A 23,788-nucleotide genomic window follows, 5' to 3' on the forward strand; every position below is an offset into this window, starting at 1 on the left:
GTACCTAATACTTTTAAATATCTAAAGAAATTGAGAAGTCAGGGTTTAATTTTAACCTGCCTTCTCTATTTTTTTCGTTTTCGAAGGTAAATCCCTTCATTTTGGGTGTGATTTTCTTATTTAGGAGTGATTTTAACTGGCTTTTGGTGATTTTTTTATCAAAATTGATGAAAGGTACCTTAAAATCGCACCCATTCTTCCAATTTTCACATCCATAAGCCGTTTTTCCTTCAATTATTTGTCCTTTACCACATTTTGGACACATCAATGGAGCTTCTTCTATCTCATTAAATAGCATTTGATACTGCTGATCTAATGTAATCACTCCATTTTTAGAGGTATTGTTGATCTTAAAGCCTTTTATTTCGGGAGTTCTCCCTTTAATAATGAGTGATTCAATTTGCTTGTCGGTTAATTTTTTACCCCCAAATTCAAATTTTACTACAAAATCACATGATTTGTCCTTATAACCGAGGCAGCCATATGCTGTTTTACCTTTTATCACCTCTTTCTTTTTACATTTTGGGCAAGTAAGGCTCATTTTACCTTTTGCTGCAGGTTTCGAGGTTTGTTTTTTTACATTAAGGCTTTTAGTAGGAGTTTGTATTTTGAAATTGGTTTGAATTTGTTTCACATTAAAAACAACTTCACCTACCATGTTTTTAATTTCGTTCATGAAATTTTCTACCTGATAACTTCCATCTTCAATTTGTCTTAGTTTCTTTTCCCAAATACCTGTTAGTTCTGCAGATTTGAGTAAATCATTTTGAATAGTATTTATTAAGTCTAAGCCTGCTTGAGTAGGTATAATGTTTTTACGTTGTCTTTCTATATACTTTCGTCTAAATAAAGTCTCAATGATATTGGCACGTGTTGAAGGTCTACCGATACCATTCTCTTTCATAGCTTTTCTTAGCTCATCATCATCCACACTCTTACCAGCAGTTTCCATTGCTCTAAGAAGAGTGGCTTCCGTATATAATTTAGGAGGTTTGGTTTCTTTCATTTGAACTTCTGGCTTGTGTTCACCAGTCTCACCTTCTGCAAAGTTTGGTAAGCTTTGCTCTTCATCTTCTCCTTTTTTCTTTTTACGCTTTTTTTCTTCCTCATCCTCTTTTTTAAAGAGAACTCTCCAACCAAGATCAAGAATTTCTTTACCACTTGCTCTAAACTCTGCTTTATCTACTTTACCTCTTACTTCTGTTTTGGCTACCTTACAATCAGGGTAGAAGGCCGCAATAAAACGAAGTGCTACTAAATCATATACAGCAGCTTCGTTCTGATTCATATTTCCTGCTTTTATTTTAGTTGGTATGATTGCGTGGTGATCCGTTACCTTTTGATCGTTAAAGACTTTCTTGGTTTTTCGGAAAGGTTTGCCAAACAATGGAGCAGTTTCTTTTGAAAACTTATGAAGTGCTCGCATGGTCGGTCCAATTTCTCCATACATATTATTAGGCAGATAAGTAGTATCTACACGTGGGTAAGTAAGAAGCTTCTTCTCATACAAGCTTTGTGCAATTTTAAGTGTTTGCTCCGCAGAGAAACTAAATTTTTTGTTACACTCTACCTGCAAGGATGTTAAGTCAAATAAATACTGTGGGGCTTCTGTTCCTTCTTTTCTTTGTGTTGATGTTATTTCAAAAGGTTTACCTGTTACATATTCAATGGCTTTGTCTACTCGTTCTTTCTCTGTAAATCTACCTTTTGCATAAGAGAAAAGAACATTTCTATACTTTGTTTTTAATTCCCAATACTTCTCTTTCTTAAAATTCTGAATTTCTAAAAATCGATCGGTTATTAAGGCTAGTGTAGGAGTTTGTACTCTACCTATTGATAGTAATTGCTTGTATCCACCAAATTTGATGGTATAGAGTCGTGTAGCATTAATTCCTAAAAGCCAATCGCCAATCGCTCGTGCACTACCTGCCTTATATAATAAGTCAAAATCTTTTTCTTCTTGAAGTTTGTCAAACCCTTTCTTGATGGCTTCTTCAGTTAATGAAGAGATCCAAAGACGTTTTACAGGTGCTTTGCATTTGGCATGATGCAAAACCCATCGTTGTATTAATTCTCCTTCTTGGCCTGCATCACCACAGTTAATGACTTCAGTAGCGTTTTGTACTAAAGATTCTATTACCTTAAACTGCTGTTTTGATCCATCGTTTTCAATAAGTTTAATAGCAAATTTTTGAGGTACGATAGGAAGGGTAATTAAATCCCAACGTTTTAATGTAGGATCATAATCATGTGGCTCTTTTAAGGTGCATAAATGACCAAAAGTCCAGGTGATCTGATATCCATTTCCTTCGAAGTAACCATTCTTTTTATTTTTAGCACCTAATACTTTGGCTAAATCTCTGGCTACACTTGGTTTCTCTGCTATACAAACTTTCATAAATAATCTTTTAGGAATGATAAATTTCTAAAAAAAAAGTTTGAATCATAAACCTTAGACAATTTTATTAAGTAGGAGTTATAAATATCTATTTGATAGTCAATATTGGTATTAACAATTGTTTGTATTAAATCGATCGTTTGATTAAACTTTTTATTGTACTCTCCGTTCATCTAATTGTGTTTGAAACTGAAAAAAACAGAGACAGAAAAAAGTACGACAATTTTGTTTGCTTTAAAATTCTTATCACTTAATTTCATGTTGAAAATGCCCAAGAGTTGTATTGAAAATGGAAACATTTAAACAAAAATTGGAAAATACATTCTACTATTAAACAATATCAATCTATCACTATGAAAAATTTAAGATTACTATTTAGCGGCTTATTTATTTTTATTTCTTCAATGCTTTTTGCTCAAAATGGAGAGAAAGAAATAGAAGAAGTCATTAGAAATGTTGTTGAAAGAACAACTTTTAACAATGATAATTTAGATAAAATAAATACTATTTTTGATACATTTAGACCTGATGCCATCATTAATGTTACACAAATGAATGTGGATGGTAGTAGAAAACACCGTGTTTTAAGAAAATCAGAATATAAAGGTATATATGTTTCTCAGTACCAACACAGTTTGGAACGTAATTCTGAATTGAAAATCCATGAAATTAGAGTACAAGGAAACATTGGTGTTGCTTCTTTTTCTTTAAGTTATGAATTGAAGTCAAAAGCCAATGACAAAATAGTTTCAAAAGGTTACGAATCAATGGTCGCAACTTTTGTGAAACAAAAAGAAGGTTGGATGGTCATGGAATTGAATATCTCTGATATTGAATCTGAAAAATATCAAGGGAAATGTTCTTGCGAGCTTTATAAAAATCCCAACACAGGACAAGTTATCGCAAAAGTATCGGCTCCAAAAGGTGACCGTTTCGAAAATGATTTAAACAATATTTATAAGCGTAAGAAAGGTGGAATTACCTACTTTATGGTTCAAGGTATTGTATTTGAATGGGCTGATATGGAAAAAATTTGGACTTTGGATGCCTCTATGAATAGAGTCGACATGCTTGGAAAAGCAAAAAATGATGATGATGCTGTGATGCTGATCTTAGGCTTTGTTTATCAAAATGAATGTACAGAATTAAAATTAAATAAATAAACCTCCCGGAGGAGGTAGAAAAGGAGTATAGTTTGACTATGCTCCTTTTTTGTTTGGATTAGGAACAAATAAATGATCTGATAATATATAATTAATCTCTAGTCTTTGTAATTGATTGGTTATATCAAAATAGGTTTTATTAAAATCTTGGTAGCTTTTTGCAAAGAATTCTATTTCATAGTGTGGTCTGTAATCAATTACTCTAAAGTTATACTTCTCAATAATATGATACACTTGTTTTTTATTTTCTATAAGTAGCTTAAAAGTTAACATAAAAGTACGGGTAGTAATGGGTTGATAAATAAGATCGTTCTGTAAGAATAATAAAGTTTTTCCAAAATGTGTTCATTCATCTAAGAAGAGTAAAATAACTTAATCGTATTGTACAGTAAACTATTGATCGCATAGTTCAATTCTGAACATTAAATGAATGTTATAAAAACCTGTAACTCACTGTGTTTGTTGAAGTGTTAATAATTTGAATGATTGTTGTTAGTAACAGTAGGAATAAATTTTTTTTATGAATACACCGTTAATTCAAATAAATAACATCAATAAGGCCTATAAAAATGAGGACAATGATACATTGGCTCTTCATCATGTTACTCTTAATATTCAAGAAGGAGAGTTCGTGTGTATTATGGGGCCTTCAGGATGTGGAAAATCAACATTACTCAACATTGCAGGACTATTGGATTTGCCTACAGAAGGTGAAATGATTTTTAAAGGTCAAAATGTAGTTCACCTTTCATCTAAAAAGAGGGCACAATTAAGACGAGAATATATAGGTTTTGTTTTTCAAAGCTTTAACCTTATTGATGATCTAACTGTGTTCGAAAATATTGAATTACCTCTTATCTATCAGCAAGTACCGCCCAATGAACGTAAATTGAGGGTGGAAAAAATGATGGATCAATTACAGATTTCTCATAAAAAAAGAGTATTCCCAAATCAAATATCAGGAGGTTTACAGCAAAGAGTTGCGGTGGCAAGAGCATTGGTTTCCAATCCTCAATTAATTTTAGCTGATGAACCAACAGGTAATTTAGATTCAGAAAGAGGTAGAGAGGTAATGGAATTACTTCAGACATTAAACGAAATGGGTACTACTATTTTAATGGTAACTCATTCCACAGCAGCCTCAGATTATGCAAGTAGAGTAATACATCTATTTGATGGGCAAATTGTAACCGAGAATTTACACAAAGGACGTTAAAGTGCTAAGAAACTATATACTCATAGGTATTCGTAATCTTCAAAAACATGGAGTTTACTCAGGTATTAACATTGTCGGGATGTCAATGGGAATAGCTTTCTTTACCCTATTGGTTCTTTTGGTAAACTATGAGTTATCCTATGATTCTTTTCATAAGAATGCAGATAAAACCTACAGAGTAGTAGAAATTATCGACACTCAAGATATAGGAGAAAGGTCTGCAAGTGTCCCTATAGCTTTAGGTCCAACGATAAAAACATTATACCCTAATTACATAGATCACTCTGTCCGTTTCTTTAATCATCAGGCATATTCTCATGTGATTTCAGTTGCAGGACAAAAATTTAACGAAAACCATTTATACTTTACTGACGATGATTTTTTTAAGGTTTTCGACTTTCCTGTAGTGGAAGGAGATAAAAATTCAGCCTTATCTGAAGAAGGTAGCGTGGTGATTACAAAAGAAATTGCAAAAAAATATTTTGGAGATCAAAGTGCAATTGGTAAAAAAATTCTTTATGAGAAAAAGCATTACCTCAAGGTAACAGCAGTAGTTGATAAACAAAATTACCCTTCTCATCTCGATTTTGAGATTTTGGTTTCCTTCTCCACTTTGAATGTGACCAATCGAGAACTATTTTTTAAAGAAGATTGGGTTTGGAACCCATGTTGGACCTATATCACTTTAAAAGATGGTGTGAAACCAGAAGAACTAGAAGCTGACTTTGAAATTTTACTTCAGGATCCATCAAAATTTCCATCTTACTTAAGAGATTACGTAGAATTATACCTACAGCCTATACAAGAAATTCATTTGTATTCTGATTTGGATTTCGAAATGTCTCAGAATGGAGACTATATGTACATATATATTTTTAGTGCAATTGCCATCATGGTATTGGTTATTGCGGCTATTAATTTTATGAACTTATCTTCTGTTCGCTACTCTACAAGAATTCGAGAAGTGGGTATTCGAAAAGCAATAGGTGCCGATCAAACAGAATTAATCAATCAATTTGTTGTTGAAGCGGCAATTCTAAGTGTACTCTCCATGTTTGGTGCTATTGTATTCTTGGAATTACTCTTTTCTTTTGTAAATGATTTATTGAGTGATTCAGGATTTATATTAGAAAATGCTGATCCTCAAAACATTGTTTTGCTTGTAGGAAGTAGTGGCTTATTTGTTGGGGCGTTATCAAGTTTTTATCCTTTGTTTTATTTATCTGGTTTTAAACCTTTGGAAGGACTACATGATACTTCACCGAAAGGATATCAACAAAAGAAATTTAGAAAATGGAGTGTGATTACACAGTTTATCATTTCCATGTTTCTACTTTTTAGTACCTATGTATCGAAAAGACAGTTGGATTTTATGAAAAATTCTGATATAGGGTTTAACCAAGAGAATATTGTGATTGTTCCAATGGGTGAAGTCAGATATCAGAAAAGTAATTTCCATCTTATTAGAGAAAAGTTCTTACAATTAAAAGATGTTGAAGCGGTAACTGCTATCGATGAACTGCTAGGAGTTTGGGTACAGAACTATCCTTTTACATTTAAGAAAGGGAATAAAAAACTACCCTCAGCATTTTATGCAAGTGTAGTTACCTATCCTGATGTATTTAAAGTCTTTGATTTTAAAATACTCGCTAAAAATCCTACTGGTCCACTCCGCGAAAGAGAGATCTACGTTAATGAAAAGTTGATAGAATTTGCTGGTTATTCCTCTCCTCAAGAAGCTTTAGGAATGAAATTTTATACTTCAAGGGGATATCAGAAAATAGCGGGTGTCATCAAAGATTTTCATTATGAACCAATTCATAAGCCAATAGAACCTTTCGTTATTGATGTGAATAACGGTAATAGAGCAACCTCAAGGTTTTCTAACAAATTTTTGGCATTAAAAATAAGAGATGGTGTTAATTGGAATATATTGGAAAAACAACTCAATTTTAAATGGTCTCAAGTAGTAGAATACAGGATATTAGATACATTTTTCCTAAAATCGAAAATAGAACAAGCCTTTAAAAAAGAGGAACAATTAGCAAAAGTGTCTCTTATATTTTCAATCATTGGTGTAATAATTGCGAATTTGGGTTTATTCGGGCTTTCTTCTTTTATTACTGTTAGAAAAAACAAGGAAATAGCGATTCGTAAGGCCTTAGGTATGGAAGATACTCAAGCCATGCTTTTTGTATCAAAAGAGTTTTTCGTACTTGTTATTACCGCTTGTGTTGTGGCTTGGCCTACAGCTTATTTGGCCATGAAACTTTGGTTGGATAACTTTCCAAAAGCGGTGAATATTGATATTGGTGCTTATTTATTTTCGGGTGGATTAACTTTACTGATGACCATGATTACAGTAAGTTATCATGTAATAAAGACAGGGTTAAAGAATCCTGTAGAAGATTTAAAAGCTGGAGTATAATTTCAAGATCACTCAAATAATTGATTATCAAAATATTGTGATCTTGTTATTTTTTGTTGAATTACTATATCTAAGGTTAATTATCTGTAGTTGTAATTGTATTATAAGATTACTTAAAGTTATATCTTCGAGATATTTATTACATTTGCTACGTTACCTAATTACAATTTGCATCAGTGAAAAATAAATTCGATACATCCTTTTTATTAAGTGAAAATGATTTCCTTAATCAATCGGATTATACTGCCAATAAATCTTGCCTTGTTAATTCACTAGAATCGGTAGAAAATATCAACGATCAATCCAATGGTTTGATGCGCCTGTTGCTACATTCTATTCGATACGAACAATCTACTGAAGTATCAAATTCAATTTATAAATACATTACTCTGTTTGGGTATGATATACCTCAATCAGGTAATCAATTACACAGAGATCTTTCCTTACAACATCTTAGGTTATTGGAAAACATAGGAGAAGATTCTATAGATCTAGCTTTTCAGTCCAGAAAACAAGAACCTTTAGATGAAACTTCTTATTATTTAAGAATCCTTGCTCCCTTTATGCTTTGTGATGAAATAAAAGATTGGGAGTTCTATAAGTGGTGTGCACTTGAAATAATAAACTATTCTTTAGAAAATGGTTTAAACGAAATCACTCCTTATGGGTGTTTAGGCTTATCTAGGTACATGATAACAAAGTATGAGGATATGCATTTGGCTAAAGATTATGCTCAAGTTGCTTTGTCAGAAATTGAAAAGTCTAATAATAAAAGAATTATTAATAACTTTTATTCTGATTATGCTTTTATCATTCTTCCTTGGTTAGAAGAGTTATCAGTTTGTTTAGAGATGATCAACGAGAAGTTTTCACTCATTCTAAAATCAAATGATAATTACTTAAAAGGGAAAAATGTAAAAAGGTATTATCAAATGCTTCTTTTTTCTGGAGTGAACAAGAGTGAAGCTTTAAGAAAGTCGCATCATGATTTAGAAAACGTAGCCTTTGATGAAAAACCGATTGTCACAGAGATCTTACAACTTTATCAGTTATCAAAAATGACAGAAAGGGTAAATCTTGAAAAGGTAATCATGCTAATTGATAAAAGCCCAGAAATCTATGAAGGAACACTTTTACATCCTTCATTATTGGTCATGAAAGCCGTTTACATCAATAACCAAAAAGAAAGTCGAGAAGGGGAGCTAAGAAAGATTTACGATAGATTTAAATATTGGGCGGGTTATTCTCCTAAATTATTCAATACGTGGAAACATTTTGTAGAAGCTGAGTGGAGAATCAATAGAGATGAAGTTGAACTGGCTAAAGAGTTATATAGTAAAGCTTTAAAAGAAAGTTCATCCAATAAAATAGATTTGAAATGCTTAGTGGCACTAAGGAGATTAGCTGTTTTTTCTGAAATAAAGAAAGAAGATTCAGACCTACCACAGTTCTACACCGAAGCAAAGGATGTATATAAAGATTTTGGTGATGAAAAAGCTTTTGAAGCTTTGATTAATCGTTTTAAATCAGCTTAATCTTAGAAATTATGTATAGCAAAAAGGCCGAATCATTTTAGTGATTCGGCCTTTTTATTGTGGATAGAATATATTAATTGAAATAAATCTTATCCCCAGTTTTTACATCCTCTTCCTTTCTTACATCATTCAATTTTTTAAGCGCTTTAAGCGATATACCATACTTAACGGCAATAAATGTTAAAGTCTCATTGTCTTTCATAATATGATAAGATTCAGGAATAGTTAGAGGAAGCGGAGCTATATAATAATGTGAGTCTTTGATGAGCACATCATCTTTACCTTCGTAGTTGTATTTTCTAATCTTTCCTTTAGAAATACCCACAGCTTCTGATAATTCTTTTTGTGTCATGTCCTCATGAAGAATGACAGCTTTTACTCCATTCACTAAGGCCAATTCAAATTTCTCTCCTTGCACACCTTTTTCTATAGGTAAAACAAATGGATAGTTTTCCTGAATAGAATCAGCATAAAATTTAAATATATCTTTTCTAGCTCTAGTTTTTCGAGGTTTAGCATAAGGCGATAAGCTTGCAACAATCTGATTGATTTCATCAGGCTTACTTTCGATCATTACAGAATAAACTTTATCTTCTGGGATGTAACTTCCATACAACCAAGTGTTATTTTTAGCTAATATGTCTAGAGATTGACCCGTAAATTTAGAAACCTCTTTTAAAGTATATCCGTTTGTAGGGAATTCAATCATTACGAAATGACCATCATCCAAACCAACTTTGTCTTTAAATGCAAAGTAGTGAGCTAAATAATGAATCAAATATGGATGAGTATTCTCGTTAATTGTTACATGATTGTAATAGTTAAGCTTATGGTTTCTGATATAGCTTCTCGCCCCACCTAAACCATCATGATAAGAAATCATAGCATAGAACCAGTTCCCCAAATAATAATAATTCTTTGATAAGTAATCAGCAGCACCAATACTGGCGGATACTACATTCTTTCTTTCATCCAAAGAACGGTTGATCTTCATACCTCTTTCTTCTGCAGTAAAATCTTTAAACTGCCAGAAACCAACTGCAGGAGGTTTTGCATTGGAAATTGCATTTCCATCCAATAAAGATTCTTGTAAAGCAAGATATTTAAATTCCCCTGGTACTCCTCTTGCTAATAATTCTCTTTCAATATATGGGAAGTAAGAATTACATCTTTCGAGCAATTCATTGTAATGTTTTTCTGATCGAGTTAAACTATTGTACTTGACCATTATCTTTTGCATTCCTCCTTTTGTAATGACCACTTTTGATCCCATTAATTCAAACTGAGAAGGAATAGGCGCATTAATGTTTTCTAAAGAGGCAAAGGATAGTAAAGGAAAAAATAAGAGAAGTATAGAAATAATTCTTGAATTCATATATCTAGAAGATAGGTTAATTTGTGTATTTCTAATGTATCGATTATTTGATATTAGAAATTGTCAACAGCAAAAATATAGATAATCGATCATCAATTACTAATATAATCAATAATATCGATTTAAGAACATAAAAAAATAGCCAAATTCTTCGATAGAACTTGGCTATTTTTATTGGTTATTGGGGCTTATTGAGCATCTCTTGGCTCATTGTCAAAACCGAAGATATCGTTTAGAGATAGCTCTTTTAATTCGCCATAGCTCTTTAACGTTTCCATATCTAGTTTTTCTTCATCACCCACTACACAGATATTGTAATGCTTTCCTTTGATAAAATCATCATGGAATTTCATCACATCATCTATCGTTAATGTTTGTACTGCTTCATAAATATCTTTTCTGATATCATGATCATTTCCTTTTTTCAAGGCTGCTTCATAATTAAATAATACGCTTGATTTAGTAATTCTTTCACTTTCAAGCTTACTTAATACAGCTTTCTTAGCAGCATCAAATGATTGTTCGTTTTTCGGAGGATTTTCAAGTAATTTCATCATACCTGCCATTGCCTCTTTAAGTTTATCCGACTGAGTTCCGATGTATGCTAAAGTGTAATCGTGTTTGTTCTTTTCAGAAGCAACACCATATTTACTGAAAACAGAGTAAGCTAAGCCTTGTGCTTCACGCATCTCTTGGAATACAATAGCGTTCATACTACCTCCAAAATACTCATTGAAAAGCGTTGCTGCAGCAATTCTTTGAGGGTCATAAACATCGCCTTTAGCTAAGAATAGAACTTCTGCTTGTACCATATCGTAATGTGCCCAATATACTTTTGGCTTGTCGATATCGTTAATCATAAATTCTTTCTCAGCAGGAACAGCTTGTAATTTCTTAGGAACTACATGTTCTTTATTTAAAGTTGCTACTACAGATTTTAATGATTCAGGACCATAGTATAAAATGTGATGCTCCATTTTTGTTAACTGATGAATCTTGTTTACCAATTTTTCAGGAGTTAGAAGATCCAACTCTTTATTTGATAAACCGTTCGTTACAGGGTTGTCAGCACCATATAAGCCATAATTCATTAAACCTGTAAATAGAATTGCACCTTTGTTCTTTTGTGTATCTTCTCTACTTTTCTTTTCGTTGGCAATCATATTTTTCAATGCAGCTTCATCTGCTTTTGCATTGTTTAATAAATCCTCGAAAAGACGGATAGAAGCAACCATGTTTTCTGTCAATCCACTCAAAGAAACATACACCTGATCAGCAGAAGAGTTTACGCTAAAGCTTGCCCCCAATTTGTAGAATTCTTGTTTGATTTCAGGAGATGACATTTTATCAGTTCCTAAGAATTCTAAGTATTGTACTGCCTGACTTAAAGTAGGATCAGTATCTTTACCAACAGGAATAATGTAGTATAAGTTAAATAAATCGTTCTCTACATTTTGTTTGTAACGAACAACTACTTTTCTCTTTAGTTTACCCTCTTGAATATCCTTTTCGTAATCCAAGAACATAGGAGTTAATTTCGCAGGCTTTTGAGAAGCAATATTGTCAAAGAATTTCGACGTTTTACCTCTGTTCAATTCTACTTTTGTTATTGATGGCTTATCTACCTGAATTTTGTTCGGGTCTTCACCAACTCTTTTGTAAACAACTACATAATTGTCTTTGTATCTTTCGTTAGCAAACTTCACGATTTCTTCTTTAGTGATTGTCTTCATTACCTCGATGTCATCAATGTAGTTTTCCCATTTGATATCTCTTGTAAATGCTTGTACAAATGCATCAGCACGAGCAGAATTACTTTCTAATTTCTTGATTTCCGATTTCTTGAAATCATTGACAATTGCTTCCAATAACCAATCTTCGAATTCACCTTTTTTCAGCTTATCCATTTCAGCTAAAAGTAAATCTTTCGCTTGTTCTAGCGTTTGATCTTGTCTAGGGATAGCATACAAACAATGTACAGTATAGTCGTTAAACGGATAAACGAAGCTTGATGCATTCACTACTTTTTGTGTTTGATTCAAGTCCAAATCGATTAAACCTGCAGCACTATTGGCCAAAATCATATCACATAGTTGTTCTTTAAGAAGATCTCTAGAATCTGATGCTAAACCAGGCATTCTATATCCTAGGAATACCATTCCTGTTTGAGGACCAAATACTTCTTTTTCAATTGGAGCAGTAATTGGCTTTTCTTCATTGTAAGTAAACTCAGGAATATCACCCGGCTTCCAATCACCAAAATACTTTTGGATCAAAGCGATTGTTTTATCAGGATCCAAATCACCACTCAAACAAATAGCAACATTGTTTGGACGGTAATATGTATTGAAATATTTCTTGATTTCTGTGATCGATGGATTCTTCAAGTGATCGATCGTACCAATTACTGTTTGTGTTCCATAAGGGTGATTAGGGAACATTGACTCAAACATGGCAGTGAAAACTTTTCTTTGGTCATTATCCAAAGATCTGTTTTTCTCTTCGTAAACCGCCTCTAACTCTGTGTGGAATAAGCGAGGTACGATTTCTCTAAAACGATCACCTTCAATTTCCAACCATCTTTCTAATTCGTTGGCAGGGATGTCGTTTACATAAACAGTTCTATCGTTGGAAGTGTAAGCGTTTGTACCTTTAGCACCGATCATACCGATCATTCTATCGTATTCGTTTGCAATTGAATACTTAGAAGCATCGTTTGATACTTGGTCAATTTTCTTATAGTAGGCAGTTCTTTCTTCAGGATCTGTAAGTGTTCTGTAGTGCTCGAACATGTTTTCGATACTGTCTAAATACACTTTTTCTGTATCCCAATCTAATGTACCAAAATGTGAAGTGCCTTTGAACATAATATGTTCCAAGTAGTGAGCAAGTCCTGTAGCGTTAGCCGGATCGTTTTTACCGCCAGCTTTTACAGCAATATACGTTTGGATTCTTGGGGCATCTTTGTATTCCGATAGATACACTTTTAAACCATTATCAAGAGTATAAATTCTAGTTTTTAGAGGGTCGTTGGGAACCGTTTTATACTCGAGTTCTGATTTTTCTTGTGCTTGGGTAGAATTACCACCAAGCAACAAAGCACCTGACATCAAGACAGAAGCTAAAATTGATTTGTAAGTCATAATGAATGATTAGTATAAATTATAATGTTATAATCAGAGTGGTTCACTAGTAAATTTGACACTTTGTTTTTGGTAATTAGTGAACTAATAATCTAATAATAAAGCAAATTAGTAAAATTATTTGTTGAAAAAAGCATATAACAGAATCTGCGGCTTTGATAGGGTATTCAATTGTGTTTTTTAGAGAAATTAACGTTTGATTGATTTTTTCTCTTATTGATTGTAAAGTAACTGTAAGATAGTTGAATGTATATTGTATTATTGTTGATAAGTCAAAACACGACCTTACCTGATTACAGAACCAATGATATACTTAGAATTATTTTTCAGCTTTTTCAAAGTAGGAATGTTCACCTTTGGAGGTGGATACGCTATGGTTCCTCTTTTAGAGAAAGAACTAATTGATAAAAAGAAATGGCTCACCAATGACGAATTATTGGAAATCATGTCCATTGCTCAAATGACTCCAGGAACCATTGCTATTAATGCGGCCACTTTTGTGGGCTATAGAGAGAAAGGTTTACTAGGAGGGATCATGACCACCATAGGTGTAATGGCACCTTCTTACTTAGTGATTACCATAATCTATCACCTTTTTAATACTTCTTTCGAACATCCTATCGCTCAGAAAGCTTTCTTAGGTGCAAGAGCTTGTATTGTGGCATTAATTGGTCATTCAGTTTGGAAAATGTTTAAAGGTAGTATTACTGAAAAGTTTGGTTTATCCATCTTTTTAGGAGCTAGTATATTGTTATTCGTCTTCAATATCCACCCCATTTTATTAATCATACTTGGAGCAGTCACAGGCATTTTGATGCTAGTAACAATGCCTAATCAAATTAAAAAACTACTGAAATAATGATGGAAGCATTCTCAATAGAAGCCTTAAAGGTATATATCGATTTATACTTCACATTTCTAAAGATTGGATTCTTTAGTTTCGGTGGAGGTTTGGCCATGGTCCCCTTATTTGTGGTAGAATTCCAAAAGAATGGATGGATGGAGCCAGAACAGTTTTATAATGTATTATCCTTGGCACAAATGACTCCAGGTGCTATAGCTGTTAACTCGGCTACATTTGTAGGAAACGAAGCAGGAATGGTTGTAGGAGGGAGATTAGGAGCATTAATAGGAGGTCTATTTGCCACTGCCGGTTTAGCCACACCTTCCGTTGTATGTATTGTTGCCTTATCTGAAATTCTAAGAAAAATGAAACAGAATAAATGGAAGCAAGCATTTTTCTTCGGAATTAAACCGGTAACCATCGCGCTGATTTTCTTTGCAGGATGGAAAATTGCAGAAAGCACCTTCTTTGGTGATTCATTCACGGACATTCATTATGCCTCAATCGTTCTGTTTGTGATTGTAGGTATTGTCCTCAAATTCTTTGATAAAAAAGTACATCCTATTGCATTAATTGCATTGAGTGCCCTCGTAGGAATCGTAATATTTTAGGAATAAGGTGATGTGAAATTATATTTACATCACCTTTTTTCATCTATATTTGTTTGTGTTTATCGTTAAACTATCTGACTTAAATCTCTAATTTTTAAACTAATCTATCGACTTATGCTAAATTTTATTACCTGGAATCCTGATCCAGAAATTTTTAACCTATTTGGACTTTCATTAAGATATTATGGCCTCTTATTTATGCTCGGAATTTATTTCAGCTCATTGGTATTAGGGAAAATTTTTGAAAAGGAAAATCTGCCAAAAGAGAACTATGAAAAGTTAGTTACTTATAGTGTAATAGGAATATTTGTGGGTGCACGTTTAGGACACTGTTTGTTCTATGAACCTTCCTATTTTTTGGATCATCCAATAGAAATGATCTTACCTATTAAATTTCTTCCTGAAGGAGGATTTGAAGTGACAGGTTACCGTGGTTTAGCAAGTCATGGTGGTGCCTTGGGATTAATTATTGCACTGTTTGTGTATTCTAAAAAGGCAAAACACCAATTTTTGGATATACTTGATTTGTTAGCCGTAGTATGTGGGTTAGGTTGTGGATTTATCCGATTGGCCAACTTGATGAACTCAGAAATTATAGGTATTCCAACCGATCTTCCTTGGGCCTTTATTTTTCAGAGAATAGATGCATTGCCTAGGCATCCGGCACAATTATACGAAGCAATTACATTATTTATCATTTTTGGAATAATGATGTTCCTCTACAAAAATTACCGATCGAAATTAAAGAATGGCTTCTTTTGTGGCTTAGTACTCTCTCTAATATTTACCGCCCGATTCTTTATAGAATTTATCAAGGAGAATCAAGTAGGCTTTGAAGATGGACTTACATTCAACATGGGACAATTATTAAGTATTCCTTATGTACTTGTAGGTATTGCTTTAATGACTTATGGATGGAAAACCACTAAATCAAAAAATGCAGTATTAACTCCTGCATTATAATTTTTACCAAACTAATTATTATGATTAAATCAACAACTGCAGAAATCAAAGAACGATTTGATAAGGATGTCGAGCGTTTTTCCAATTTAGATACGGGGCAAGTATCTACAATTGACGCCAAAGTTTCCTTAGAACTGATCACAGAGGCCTCTAAACGCATAGTACCTCATGCTAAACATGTATTAGATATTGGCTGTGGTGCGGGGAATTATACATTAATGATGCTTTCGAAAGTTTCCGATCTAAACTGTACACTTGTTGATTTAAGTCTACCGATGTTGAAAAAAGCAGTGGAGAGAGTAAGAGAACATACCACCGGAACAATCGATATGAAGCAAGGAGATATTCGTGAGGTAGATCTACCAAAGAAACAATTCGATATCATTTTAGCTGGAGCTGTATTACATCACTTGAGGGATGATAAAGATTGGGAAACAACTTTTGCTAAAATATATTCTTTACTTAAACCTGGTGGAGTCTTTATGATTTCCGATTTGATTACTCAAGATGACCCTAGGTTAGATGAATATACATGGGCTTTATACAAAGAATATCTAACTGAAGTAGGAGGTGAGGAATATGCTCAAAATGTCTTGGACTATATCGAAAAAGAAGATTCTCCTAGATCAATGACCTATCAATTAGAATTGATGAAAAAAATAGGTTTTTCTAAGGTCGAAATCCTGCATAAAAACATGTGTTTTGGTGCATTTGGAGGGATAAAATAAAAAGATTCCTTGGAGAGATTTTTAAAACAAAATAATGTGTAGAAAAGTTAGGTAATTCGGTACCGATTGGTAATTTTGTGAATAATATTTAACAATCCCGAATTTTAAGTTACACCTAATGCAAGCTAATAAGTTATTAATGCTACTCTTCGGAGTATTTTTTACTACTATGGGAGTTACACTACACCAAGTAGGAATGTCTGTTGTTTTATCAATAGCCCTATGTACGGTGGGTGTTGCAATAAAAGCATATTGTTTTATTCCGTTTTTTGGAAAAAATTAGTTCCCTCTTTTCATCTAAAATACAGAAAGCATTGATCAATAAACAGATCAATGCTTTTTACTTTTATAAAGGATAAAATGAGATATACTATCTCAAATTATCCTAGAACTATATGTGGTTTTTTGAATTCTAATTACCAGATGAAATAACCAAAGCTTACTAAATATTGATTACTCTCAATACTTGGACCATGAGCTGCTATGTTGGCTCCTTTCTGATATTTCAGATCCAAAGTAAACTTTTTGAAATCGGCACCAACACCTGCTTGCCATCCCCATCCGAAATCGTTTAATTCGACTTCATTACTAAATTCAGATAGGTTATCACGTACTGTTTTTTGAGCGATAATACCACCAAATGCACGAGCTCTAACATCACCTAAACCAATCTTAGCACCTAATATTATAGGAACTTCCACTCTGTTAGTTACCAATTCTTGTGGTGCTTGATTTCCCACCGTAAATGTATTTCCAACATTAGTATAAAGTGCTTCAACTTGCGCATAAATTGGTAGCACAGGAATATTTGCTCTTAACATTAGGCCACCTTCCCAAGATTGTCTCGTGTCGGTATCAATACCAGATGTTCCAAAAGAAAAATTAGACATACCAATACTTCCTTTTACACCAAAATTTAATAATTGATCTTGAGCTTGAGCAGTAAACTGAAAGGCTAAAAATGCTAGGATAATAAAAAGCTTTTTCATTGTGTTTGTTACTTTTTTGATTGAAAATTTTGCATAAGAAGTCACAGGCCACTTTTCAGAGGCGAATTTCTATGCGGATAAATTGATGTGATTAAGGAGTTGTTTTATTGATCAAGCCACTCCTTAAAGGCTTTTACACGGTCTCTACTGACAATAATTTCATCGTCGGCTCCAATATCAATTTGAAGCCTAGAGTTAAACCATGTATTTATCTTTGATATACTATTGATATGAATAATATATTTTCTATTCACTCTAAAGAAAGAGGATGGATCCAATTCATCTTCCAAAGTAGATATACTCTTATCCACCGGAAATCTTGATGTTGAATCAAATAGATGAAGGAAAGAAAGCCCCTCTTCATATTTTATATACGAAACTTCCTCTGTTTTTATACTCTTAAACTGGTCTCCGATAGAAATCATAAACCTCGATTTATAATTTTGGGAGCTGGGAGAAGCTACTTTTTTAAGCCCTTCTTGTTCTGTGGTGAAGAATAGATTTTTATACTTCAAGAACTTCTCTAAAACCCTTTTAATGTCTTTTTTATCATAGGGTTTTAAAACATAATCTATACTATTTAATTGAAACGATTTTAATGCATATTCACTGTAAGCAGTTGTAAAAATGATGGGTACATCCACTTTTACATGATCATAAATTTCGAAACAGTTGCCATCAGACAACTCAATATCTTGGAAGATTAAATCGGGAGCCTTGTTACTTTCGAACCATTCGATACTGCTTTCGACAGAGTCAACCTGACCAATAATATTCAGTTCAGGATCAAACTCTTTGATTAACCCCGCCAATCGATCTGAAGTGAGTGTCTCGTCCTCAATGATTAGAATGTTCATATTCAGATTGGTTTATTATTGGTAAATAGACGGTGAAGAATTCCTTTGTTTCCTCTACTTTTACGGTTTTCTGAGCTACTAACTGATAACGTTGTTTGATGTTATTCAAGCCCAAACCAGTAGAGTTTTCTACATGTTCTTTTTTGTTCAATGTGTTACTCACAATAATTTCACCATCTTTATTTTCCATTTTAATAACTAACGGATGTTTTTTAGAAAGCTTATTATGTTTAACAGCATTCTCTATTAAAGATTGTACACTTGTTGGAGGAACCATTGTACTTTTTAATATCTCGGTAACTATTTGATTATCCAATTGTATGGCATCGTTGAATCTTGTTTTTAACAGGAAGAAGTAATCTTCAACAATGTCCAGCTCGGTTTTCAAATCGATTAATGTCCTCTGATTTTGAGAGATAATGTACCTCAATGTATTGGATAATTTGATAATGAATTGGGAAGCTAAATCTGCATCAGAATGTACCAAATTAGAAAGAACACTTAAACTATTAAAGAGAAAATGAGGTTCAATTTGTGCCTTTAATGCCTGGAACTGAGAAATAGCATTTTCCTTCTCCAATTCCTTATTGATAATCTCCTGTTCCTTCAATTTGAGGTTTCTTATCAAATATAAGTTAGTGATATAAATGATGGAATAAAACATTGTTATTCCAAAAGAAAACTCTGGGTTGATGAAAGAAATATCAGCCCATAAATGCCCATTATCGTAGATATAAGTATCTCCTAAACGATAAATAGTATTGGCAAAAACACCAATCGCAAACCCAATCAAAATATTGATCAGTAATTGATAAATCGTTTGTAAACCTTTCAAAGGTTTATTGATCCATTCTGCTACATACCAACCCAACAAAAAGATAGTCGTTAAGACAACAGTAAATGCCGCCGCTCTTTCAGTGAAAGGAAAAAAGCCATCGAAACTCTGGTCAAAACCTTTGTAGATCAATTGTATTATGAATACAATACTGAATCGGATAGCAAATTTATTTAGTTGAGAATTTTTCATATATCTTTTATGGATGATATGCAGAAGGCCTGCATTTGCATTGTTCTCTTAATGAATCAACTATGCAAAAGTAGGCCTACTAAAGTATATAATGAATATATTTCTACTGAATCGTCGTATTTTCTCTTAAACTGTAACAATTGATGAGTGAATTGTTGACATCAAAAAGTACTTCTATCCTAGAAACTCCATTTTAAACGCCAATTGATCTGAGATCCGCCTTGTCCATATAAGGAATCCTCGTCCCCAAAGAAAAACATTCCAAATACCAATAGCTCAAAGTTATCACTAAATGAGGTGGTCACATTACCACCGATATAGTACGATAAATCATTACTATTTATAATACTGTTTACCCCTAACCGTGTTAAAGGAGTGATTTGATATTGTGCCTCATTAAAGAAAGCGAACTTTGATAAACTCAAGGTTTTAGGTGTTAATTCTAGGTTAGGATCTAAGGCTCCAATTTTACTTGTGGCACCATTACTATTATAAATAGTTTCTGTATGTAGATATAAAGAGTTCTTGAAGGTGTAATCAAGAGATATATCGGCAACTACAGAAGCGTCTTCACCTGCATAATCAGGAATAAAATAGGTAGCTTCTCCTTTAAATCCTGCTCCACCAATCTGACCTTCCCAACCAGCACCAGCATGATAGTTTTCTCTTACATAACCACCCAACACTTGAAAGTCGTACTGCCAAACATTGAATTTATATAAACCAGCGATGTTGTAATAGTCAAATTGATTGGACGGAGAGAATACCACCTCAATAGAACTTGTTGCACCTATATAATTTCTAATCAAGATAGCATCGGCACCGGGACGTTCTTCATAATCAAAATCAAAGAATGAGTAGGTGTTGAAAAGGTCGTTAGGATTCCATACCATAGAAACACCCCAGTTTATTCTTTGTCGACCTACTCTAAATTGCCAATTTCCGGTGGAATAATCCGCATAAGCTCTATCAATTTCAGAGTTTAAGACAAAAGATTTCCCCGTAATCCAATCATAAGACATATTGAATGCATATTGATCTTGATTGCCAAACTGTTTAGCATATTCAGGGATCATCTTAGGGGAAGCACCGTAGATAAGACGGTTTCTACCACTTAATCCAAAAGTCCATTTATCTCCCGCATAATATTTAAAATTAAGACGATTGTGGATAAGGTTATCAATAAACCATTCTTCTGTATAGTCTTTTTGAACAGCAATGGTCTGCATGTATTTTAAATATCCATCGGCCACAAAGTTCTCTTTAAACTTTGATGTTTTCTCTTCCTCCTCCTCTTGAGCAATTGAAGTAAACGAAATGAACAGAAAGAAGAGGAAGATATAATAATATTGATGTTGTCGCATTTTTATTTCATGTCGATAATCTTACCATCCTCAAAGGTGATCACTCTTTTCGCTCTATCCATCACACGTTGATCATGAGTGGCAATAACAAAAGTGATGTTCTCCTTCTCATTTAAAGATCGCATGATGTCTAGTAGATCGGCGGTGGATTTAGAATCCAAATTGGCAGTAGGTTCATCGGCAAGAATAAGATTAGGTTTTGATGCTAAAGCTCTAGCTACTGCTACTCTTTGCTGCTGCCCACCGGATAATTTCGTTGGGAATTGATCGCCTTTATCTCCTATCCCAACAGCATCCAATAATTCTTTAGAACGTGCAGCTCTTTCCTCTTTTGGTCGTCCCTGAAGTTCCATAATGAACTCTACATTTTCTTTTGCAGTAAGGACCGGCATCAAGGAATAATCTTGGAAAACAAAACCAATATGATCTCTTCTATAGGTAATCATATCTGCAGAGGAGCGATCGTGCAAGTTGGTGCCATCAATTAATATATCACCTGATGTGGGAGCATCCAATCCTCCAAGAATATTTAAGAAAGTGGTTTTCCCACATCCGGAAGGTCCAACTACAGCTGTAAATTCACCTTCTTCAATTCTTAGGTTGACATGATTTAATGCGTGAACCGGAACTGTATTTTCGTTATATGTTTTAACTATATCTTTAATTTCAATCATTTTTCTAAAATTTAATGGTGATGGGTTTCATTTAACCTTTGTAGCGAACTGCTTCGGCTGGGTTCAGTCTAATTGCTCTAAATGCAGGCGGTAATGCAGAAACAATTGCGGTAAGCAATACCATAAAGAATAAAGGAATAAATGATTCTAGGGGCAGGTTAGGGTAGAGGATGTTACTGAAACCACCCATACTACTTTCGGCATATTTTAATCCGTGTTCTCCAAAGTAATTGATTAATACAGTGACTAAAACACCTCCGATAGCTGCACCAATCATGGATAGGTAAATCGTTTCCAGTACAATCATAAGAAAGACTTTTGAACGGTTTAAACCTACGGCCATTAATACACCTAGTTCTCTCGATCTTTCAAAAATGGCCATGGTCATCGAGTTAAGAATACCAAAACCTAAAGCAAAAAGGATAATGCCAAGGATAATATAACTCTGGGTGTTTCCAGACTCAGCAATGGTCGCCAACTCAGGAGCAATTTGTTTCCAAGTTTGAACGTTTAATCCATCCTCGTTGATCGTTGATTGAATTTTATCGGTAATTTTTTCAGGGAAAGTACCTCCGTTTTCTGAGGCAAAAGCGATCTCATGAATAAATTCTTCACCTGTATTTCTCCAAATGTCTTTGTTTCTCACGAATGCGACAGATTTATCAAATTCTGGGGAAGAGGTAGAGAAAATACCCACCACTCTATAAGCGGTGTTGATCATTTCTTTGTTTGGACCCATATAGGCAATCACAATCTTCGATCTGATTTTCACCTTTAGTTTTTTCGCCAAAGAAGCACCAATCACAATCTGATTTTTTCTTTTGCCTTCGAAATAATCACCTTCTTTAAAGAACTTTTCGATGTCCGTTACCTTACGTTCTTTATCAGGATCAATGCCAATAATTTTAAGACCTTGACTATCGTTTGCAGAACTTCCCATTCCGTTAATCACCACTCTTGGAGAGTTGATTTTAAGTATGCTATCACTATCTAGTTTGTTTAAGATAGTTTTAAACTGAGGGATTGAATCTGAAAAGTTATTGGTCACCTCAAATCCCTTTTTATGAATTTGAGCATTTGCCAGCTCTGTTATCAAAGTTTCTTCTACTTTGGACTCCATCATTCCATTGATTGCTGCCATAGTAAAGATTCCCCCTAAAAGGCCTATCGCAATGGATGCAATCAGTATACCGCTTCGGAGTTTGTTTCTCCAAACGTTTCTCCAGGATATTTTTGTTATCATCATAATCATTAAACCTTAAGAGTGGATAGCTTCTACAGTTTTAAGCTTAGAAACATGGTAAATAGGGTACAGTGTACACAATATCATGATAACAAACATGTTTATTGCTTGAGGTAAAATGATATCAATGTTTGCTGTAAATTGAAGGACTGCTTCCATACCCATATCTTCCATTGCTTTAGCTTGTGCTCCAGAAAGATAAATTGGGTGACTTTCCATGTACAATAAAATTGGATAACCTATCAGATAGGAGACGGCAATACCAATACCCCCAATCATTAATGCTTCGGTGACTAGCATTTTATATATCTTGAATCTTTCCATTCCTACTGCAGTAAGAATACCAAATTCTCTCACTCTCTCAATAGTCATCATGAGTATGGTACTAAAGATCCCAAAGGCAATAACGACGTAAAGTATACCAATCATTAATTTTCCACCTGCTCTATCTGTTTCTATCAGGTTGACCATTTCGGGAGAGAGTTCCGACCAGCTCATCACTTCGTAATCCTCTTTTGATATTGTATTTCTGATATCCACTACCGTTTGATCAATGTCATTATTAATATTCAGTATATAGGTATTGATCATATTATCAGCAGATACAAAATGCTGAACCGTAGGCAGAGTCATATAAATTACCTGATTATTCATTTGAGGATTGGGGTGTTTGATAATCCCTCCAATATGAAACAACTCGGCAGCACTTGCTCCATGGTATCCTTGACCTAATAAAGCGATAGTGTCATTTACATGAAGCTGTAAATATTTAGCTAACCCTTCTCCAATAAGAATCGCCTTTGAATCATCAGATAAGTACTTACCTTCAATTACTTTGGACGATAAATTACAAAGCTGATTTTCCCCTTTAGGTTCAGTTCCAACTACCATTACACCTTTGGTCATAGAATCTGTCGCTGCCATTGCATAGGTCTCTAATCTACCAAAAACCTCAGTGACATTAGGGTTTTCAAGAACAGTTTTTCTAATATCTGCTTTGTCTTCAATTAGGTTATTAATCGATTTATCTTCCCAGTACCCTTTCATATGGATTTGTCCATAGCCCATGTAAAATCGGGCAGCGGTATCAATCATTTGCTGATAAGAACCCTCTTGAAGAGATCTCATCAGGATGGCTAATATCACAGCGAAGAAGATAGAAGAGATACTGGTAATTGTTCTTCTTTTATTTCGCCATAGATTTCGCCATGCAATTTTAGTTATAAGCAT

The 23,788-nt window shown here is 33.7% G+C and carries 19 protein-coding genes; 8 read left to right on the forward strand and 11 right to left on the reverse strand.

Annotated elements, in window-relative coordinates; translation table 11 throughout:
- Nucleotides 1-13 precede the first annotated feature (13 nt).
- Nucleotides 14-2,398: a type IA DNA topoisomerase gene (locus MY04_RS20190; protein WP_066212820.1), complete on the reverse strand. Its 2,385-nt coding sequence runs from the start codon at nucleotides 2,396-2,398 to the stop codon at nucleotides 14-16.
- 353 nt (nucleotides 2,399-2,751) lie between these two features.
- Here MY04_RS20190 and MY04_RS20195 point away from each other — a divergent pair, with 353 nt between their 5' ends.
- Nucleotides 2,752-3,561, forward strand: a complete 810-nt coding sequence (locus MY04_RS20195) for a hypothetical protein (RefSeq protein ID WP_066212823.1) — start codon at nucleotides 2,752-2,754, stop codon at nucleotides 3,559-3,561.
- 36 nt (nucleotides 3,562-3,597) lie between these two features.
- Here the strand turns inward: MY04_RS20195 and MY04_RS20200 are convergent, their stop codons facing one another.
- Nucleotides 3,598-3,834, reverse strand: a complete 237-nt coding sequence (locus tag MY04_RS20200; protein ID WP_066212826.1) for a hypothetical protein — start codon at nucleotides 3,832-3,834, stop codon at nucleotides 3,598-3,600.
- Nucleotides 3,835-4,081: 247 nt separating this feature from the next.
- On the opposite strand from MY04_RS20200, the gene MY04_RS20205 reads away from it, so the two are divergent.
- The 3 genes from MY04_RS20205 (at nucleotide 4,082) to MY04_RS20215 (ending at nucleotide 8,740) form a co-directional block, all read left to right on the forward strand.
- Nucleotides 4,082-4,777 carry an ABC transporter ATP-binding protein gene (locus MY04_RS20205; protein WP_066212830.1) on the forward strand — a complete coding sequence of 232 codons (696 nt, stop codon included), beginning with the start codon at nucleotides 4,082-4,084 and terminating at the stop codon, nucleotides 4,775-4,777.
- A gap of 1 nt (nucleotide 4,778) precedes the next feature.
- Nucleotides 4,779-7,205, forward strand: coding sequence for an ABC transporter permease (locus tag MY04_RS20210; RefSeq protein ID WP_158297799.1), 2,427 nt, complete (start codon nucleotides 4,779-4,781; stop codon nucleotides 7,203-7,205).
- A 176-nt stretch (nucleotides 7,206-7,381) separates the two neighbouring features.
- Nucleotides 7,382-8,740: a hypothetical protein gene (locus tag MY04_RS20215; protein ID WP_066212835.1), complete on the forward strand. Its 1,359-nt coding sequence runs from the start codon at nucleotides 7,382-7,384 to the stop codon at nucleotides 8,738-8,740.
- Nucleotides 8,741-8,813: 73 nt separating this feature from the next.
- On the opposite strand, the gene MY04_RS20220 is transcribed toward MY04_RS20215, so the two are convergent.
- Both MY04_RS20220 and MY04_RS20225 read right to left on the reverse strand, forming a co-directional pair.
- On the reverse strand, nucleotides 8,814-10,115 hold the full coding sequence (locus MY04_RS20220; RefSeq protein WP_066212837.1) for a transglycosylase SLT domain-containing protein: 1,302 nt from the start codon (nucleotides 10,113-10,115) through the stop codon (nucleotides 8,814-8,816).
- 188 nt (nucleotides 10,116-10,303) lie between these two features.
- Entirely contained in the window at nucleotides 10,304-13,258 is a 2,955-nt protein-coding gene (locus MY04_RS20225) for a M16 family metallopeptidase (protein WP_066212844.1), read from the reverse strand.
- Between the two features lie 304 nt (nucleotides 13,259-13,562).
- Here MY04_RS20225 and MY04_RS20230 point away from each other — a divergent pair, with 304 nt between their 5' ends.
- The 4 genes from MY04_RS20230 (at nucleotide 13,563) to MY04_RS20245 (ending at nucleotide 16,404) form a co-directional block, all read left to right on the forward strand.
- A complete protein-coding gene (locus tag MY04_RS20230) occupies nucleotides 13,563-14,117 on the forward strand; it encodes a chromate transporter (protein ID WP_066212847.1) in 555 nt (184 codons plus the stop codon).
- On the forward strand, nucleotides 14,117-14,713 hold the full coding sequence (locus MY04_RS20235; protein WP_066212850.1) for a chromate transporter: 597 nt from the start codon (nucleotides 14,117-14,119) through the stop codon (nucleotides 14,711-14,713). The genes MY04_RS20230 and MY04_RS20235 overlap by 1 nt, the downstream gene beginning before the upstream one ends.
- Nucleotides 14,714-14,827: 114 nt before the next feature.
- On the forward strand, nucleotides 14,828-15,676 hold the full coding sequence (gene lgt / locus MY04_RS20240; protein ID WP_066212853.1) for a prolipoprotein diacylglyceryl transferase: 849 nt from the start codon (nucleotides 14,828-14,830) through the stop codon (nucleotides 15,674-15,676).
- Between the two features lie 20 nt (nucleotides 15,677-15,696).
- A complete protein-coding gene (locus tag MY04_RS20245) occupies nucleotides 15,697-16,404 on the forward strand; it encodes a class I SAM-dependent methyltransferase (RefSeq protein ID WP_066212856.1) in 708 nt (235 codons plus the stop codon).
- Nucleotides 16,405-16,820: 416 nt separating this feature from the next.
- On the opposite strand, the gene MY04_RS20250 is transcribed toward MY04_RS20245, so the two are convergent.
- The 7 genes from MY04_RS20250 to MY04_RS20280 form a co-directional block, all read right to left on the reverse strand.
- Nucleotides 16,821-17,393, reverse strand: a complete 573-nt coding sequence (locus tag MY04_RS20250; RefSeq protein ID WP_158297800.1) for an outer membrane beta-barrel protein — start codon at nucleotides 17,391-17,393, stop codon at nucleotides 16,821-16,823.
- Between the two features lie 104 nt (nucleotides 17,394-17,497).
- Nucleotides 17,498-18,250, reverse strand: a complete 753-nt coding sequence (locus MY04_RS20255) for a LytR/AlgR family response regulator transcription factor (RefSeq protein WP_066212862.1) — start codon at nucleotides 18,248-18,250, stop codon at nucleotides 17,498-17,500.
- The gene (locus MY04_RS20260) at nucleotides 18,231-19,277 is read right to left on the reverse strand and encodes a sensor histidine kinase (protein ID WP_066212864.1); all 1,047 of its coding nucleotides are present in this window, start codon (nucleotides 19,275-19,277) and stop codon (nucleotides 18,231-18,233) included. Before MY04_RS20260 ends, MY04_RS20255 begins: the two co-directional genes overlap by 20 nt.
- A gap of 179 nt (nucleotides 19,278-19,456) precedes the next feature.
- On the reverse strand, nucleotides 19,457-20,641 hold the full coding sequence (locus tag MY04_RS20265) for a hypothetical protein (RefSeq protein WP_066212867.1): 1,185 nt from the start codon (nucleotides 20,639-20,641) through the stop codon (nucleotides 19,457-19,459).
- Nucleotides 20,642-20,643: 2 nt separating this feature from the next.
- Nucleotides 20,644-21,315, reverse strand: a complete 672-nt coding sequence (locus MY04_RS20270) for an ABC transporter ATP-binding protein (RefSeq protein WP_066212869.1) — start codon at nucleotides 21,313-21,315, stop codon at nucleotides 20,644-20,646.
- A gap of 31 nt (nucleotides 21,316-21,346) precedes the next feature.
- On the reverse strand, nucleotides 21,347-22,561 hold the full coding sequence (locus MY04_RS20275) for an ABC transporter permease (RefSeq protein ID WP_158297801.1): 1,215 nt from the start codon (nucleotides 22,559-22,561) through the stop codon (nucleotides 21,347-21,349).
- Between the two features lie 12 nt (nucleotides 22,562-22,573).
- Nucleotides 22,574-23,788: an ABC transporter permease gene (locus MY04_RS20280; protein ID WP_066212875.1), complete on the reverse strand. Its 1,215-nt coding sequence runs from the start codon at nucleotides 23,786-23,788 to the stop codon at nucleotides 22,574-22,576.

The sequence above is a fragment of the Flammeovirga sp. MY04 genome (genome assembly GCF_001682195.2).
Taxonomy (GTDB): domain Bacteria; phylum Bacteroidota; class Bacteroidia; order Cytophagales; family Flammeovirgaceae; genus Flammeovirga; species Flammeovirga yaeyamensis.

Bases quoted from the DNA above. Each gene is read 5' to 3' on its own strand.
- MY04_RS20190 (WP_066212820.1), bottom strand. From the start codon at position 2,398: ATGAAAGTTTGTATAGCAGAGAAACCAAGTGTAGCCAGAGATTTAGCC.
- MY04_RS20195 (WP_066212823.1), top strand. From the start codon at position 2,752: ATGAAAAATTTAAGATTACTATTTAGCGGCTTATTTATTTTTATTTCT.
- MY04_RS20200 (WP_066212826.1), bottom strand. From the start codon at position 3,834: ATGTTAACTTTTAAGCTACTTATAGAAAATAAAAAACAAGTGTATCAT.
- MY04_RS20205 (WP_066212830.1), top strand. From the start codon at position 4,082: ATGAATACACCGTTAATTCAAATAAATAACATCAATAAGGCCTATAAA.
- MY04_RS20220 (WP_066212837.1), bottom strand. From the start codon at position 10,115: ATGAATTCAAGAATTATTTCTATACTTCTCTTATTTTTTCCTTTACTA.
- MY04_RS20225 (WP_066212844.1), bottom strand. From the start codon at position 13,258: ATGACTTACAAATCAATTTTAGCTTCTGTCTTGATGTCAGGTGCTTTG.
- MY04_RS20230 (WP_066212847.1), top strand. From the start codon at position 13,563: ATGATATACTTAGAATTATTTTTCAGCTTTTTCAAAGTAGGAATGTTC.
- MY04_RS20235 (WP_066212850.1), top strand. From the start codon at position 14,117: ATGATGGAAGCATTCTCAATAGAAGCCTTAAAGGTATATATCGATTTA.
- lgt (WP_066212853.1), top strand. From the start codon at position 14,828: ATGCTAAATTTTATTACCTGGAATCCTGATCCAGAAATTTTTAACCTA.
- MY04_RS20245 (WP_066212856.1), top strand. From the start codon at position 15,697: ATGATTAAATCAACAACTGCAGAAATCAAAGAACGATTTGATAAGGAT.
- MY04_RS20250 (WP_158297800.1), bottom strand. From the start codon at position 17,393: ATGAAAAAGCTTTTTATTATCCTAGCATTTTTAGCCTTTCAGTTTACT.
- MY04_RS20255 (WP_066212862.1), bottom strand. From the start codon at position 18,250: ATGAACATTCTAATCATTGAGGACGAGACACTCACTTCAGATCGATTG.
- MY04_RS20260 (WP_066212864.1), bottom strand. From the start codon at position 19,277: ATGAAAAATTCTCAACTAAATAAATTTGCTATCCGATTCAGTATTGTA.
- MY04_RS20265 (WP_066212867.1), bottom strand. From the start codon at position 20,641: ATGCGACAACATCAATATTATTATATCTTCCTCTTCTTTCTGTTCATT.
- MY04_RS20270 (WP_066212869.1), bottom strand. From the start codon at position 21,315: ATGATTGAAATTAAAGATATAGTTAAAACATATAACGAAAATACAGTT.
- MY04_RS20275 (WP_158297801.1), bottom strand. From the start codon at position 22,561: ATGATGATAACAAAAATATCCTGGAGAAACGTTTGGAGAAACAAACTC.
- MY04_RS20280 (WP_066212875.1), bottom strand. From the start codon at position 23,788: ATGCTTATAACTAAAATTGCATGGCGAAATCTATGGCGAAATAAAAGA.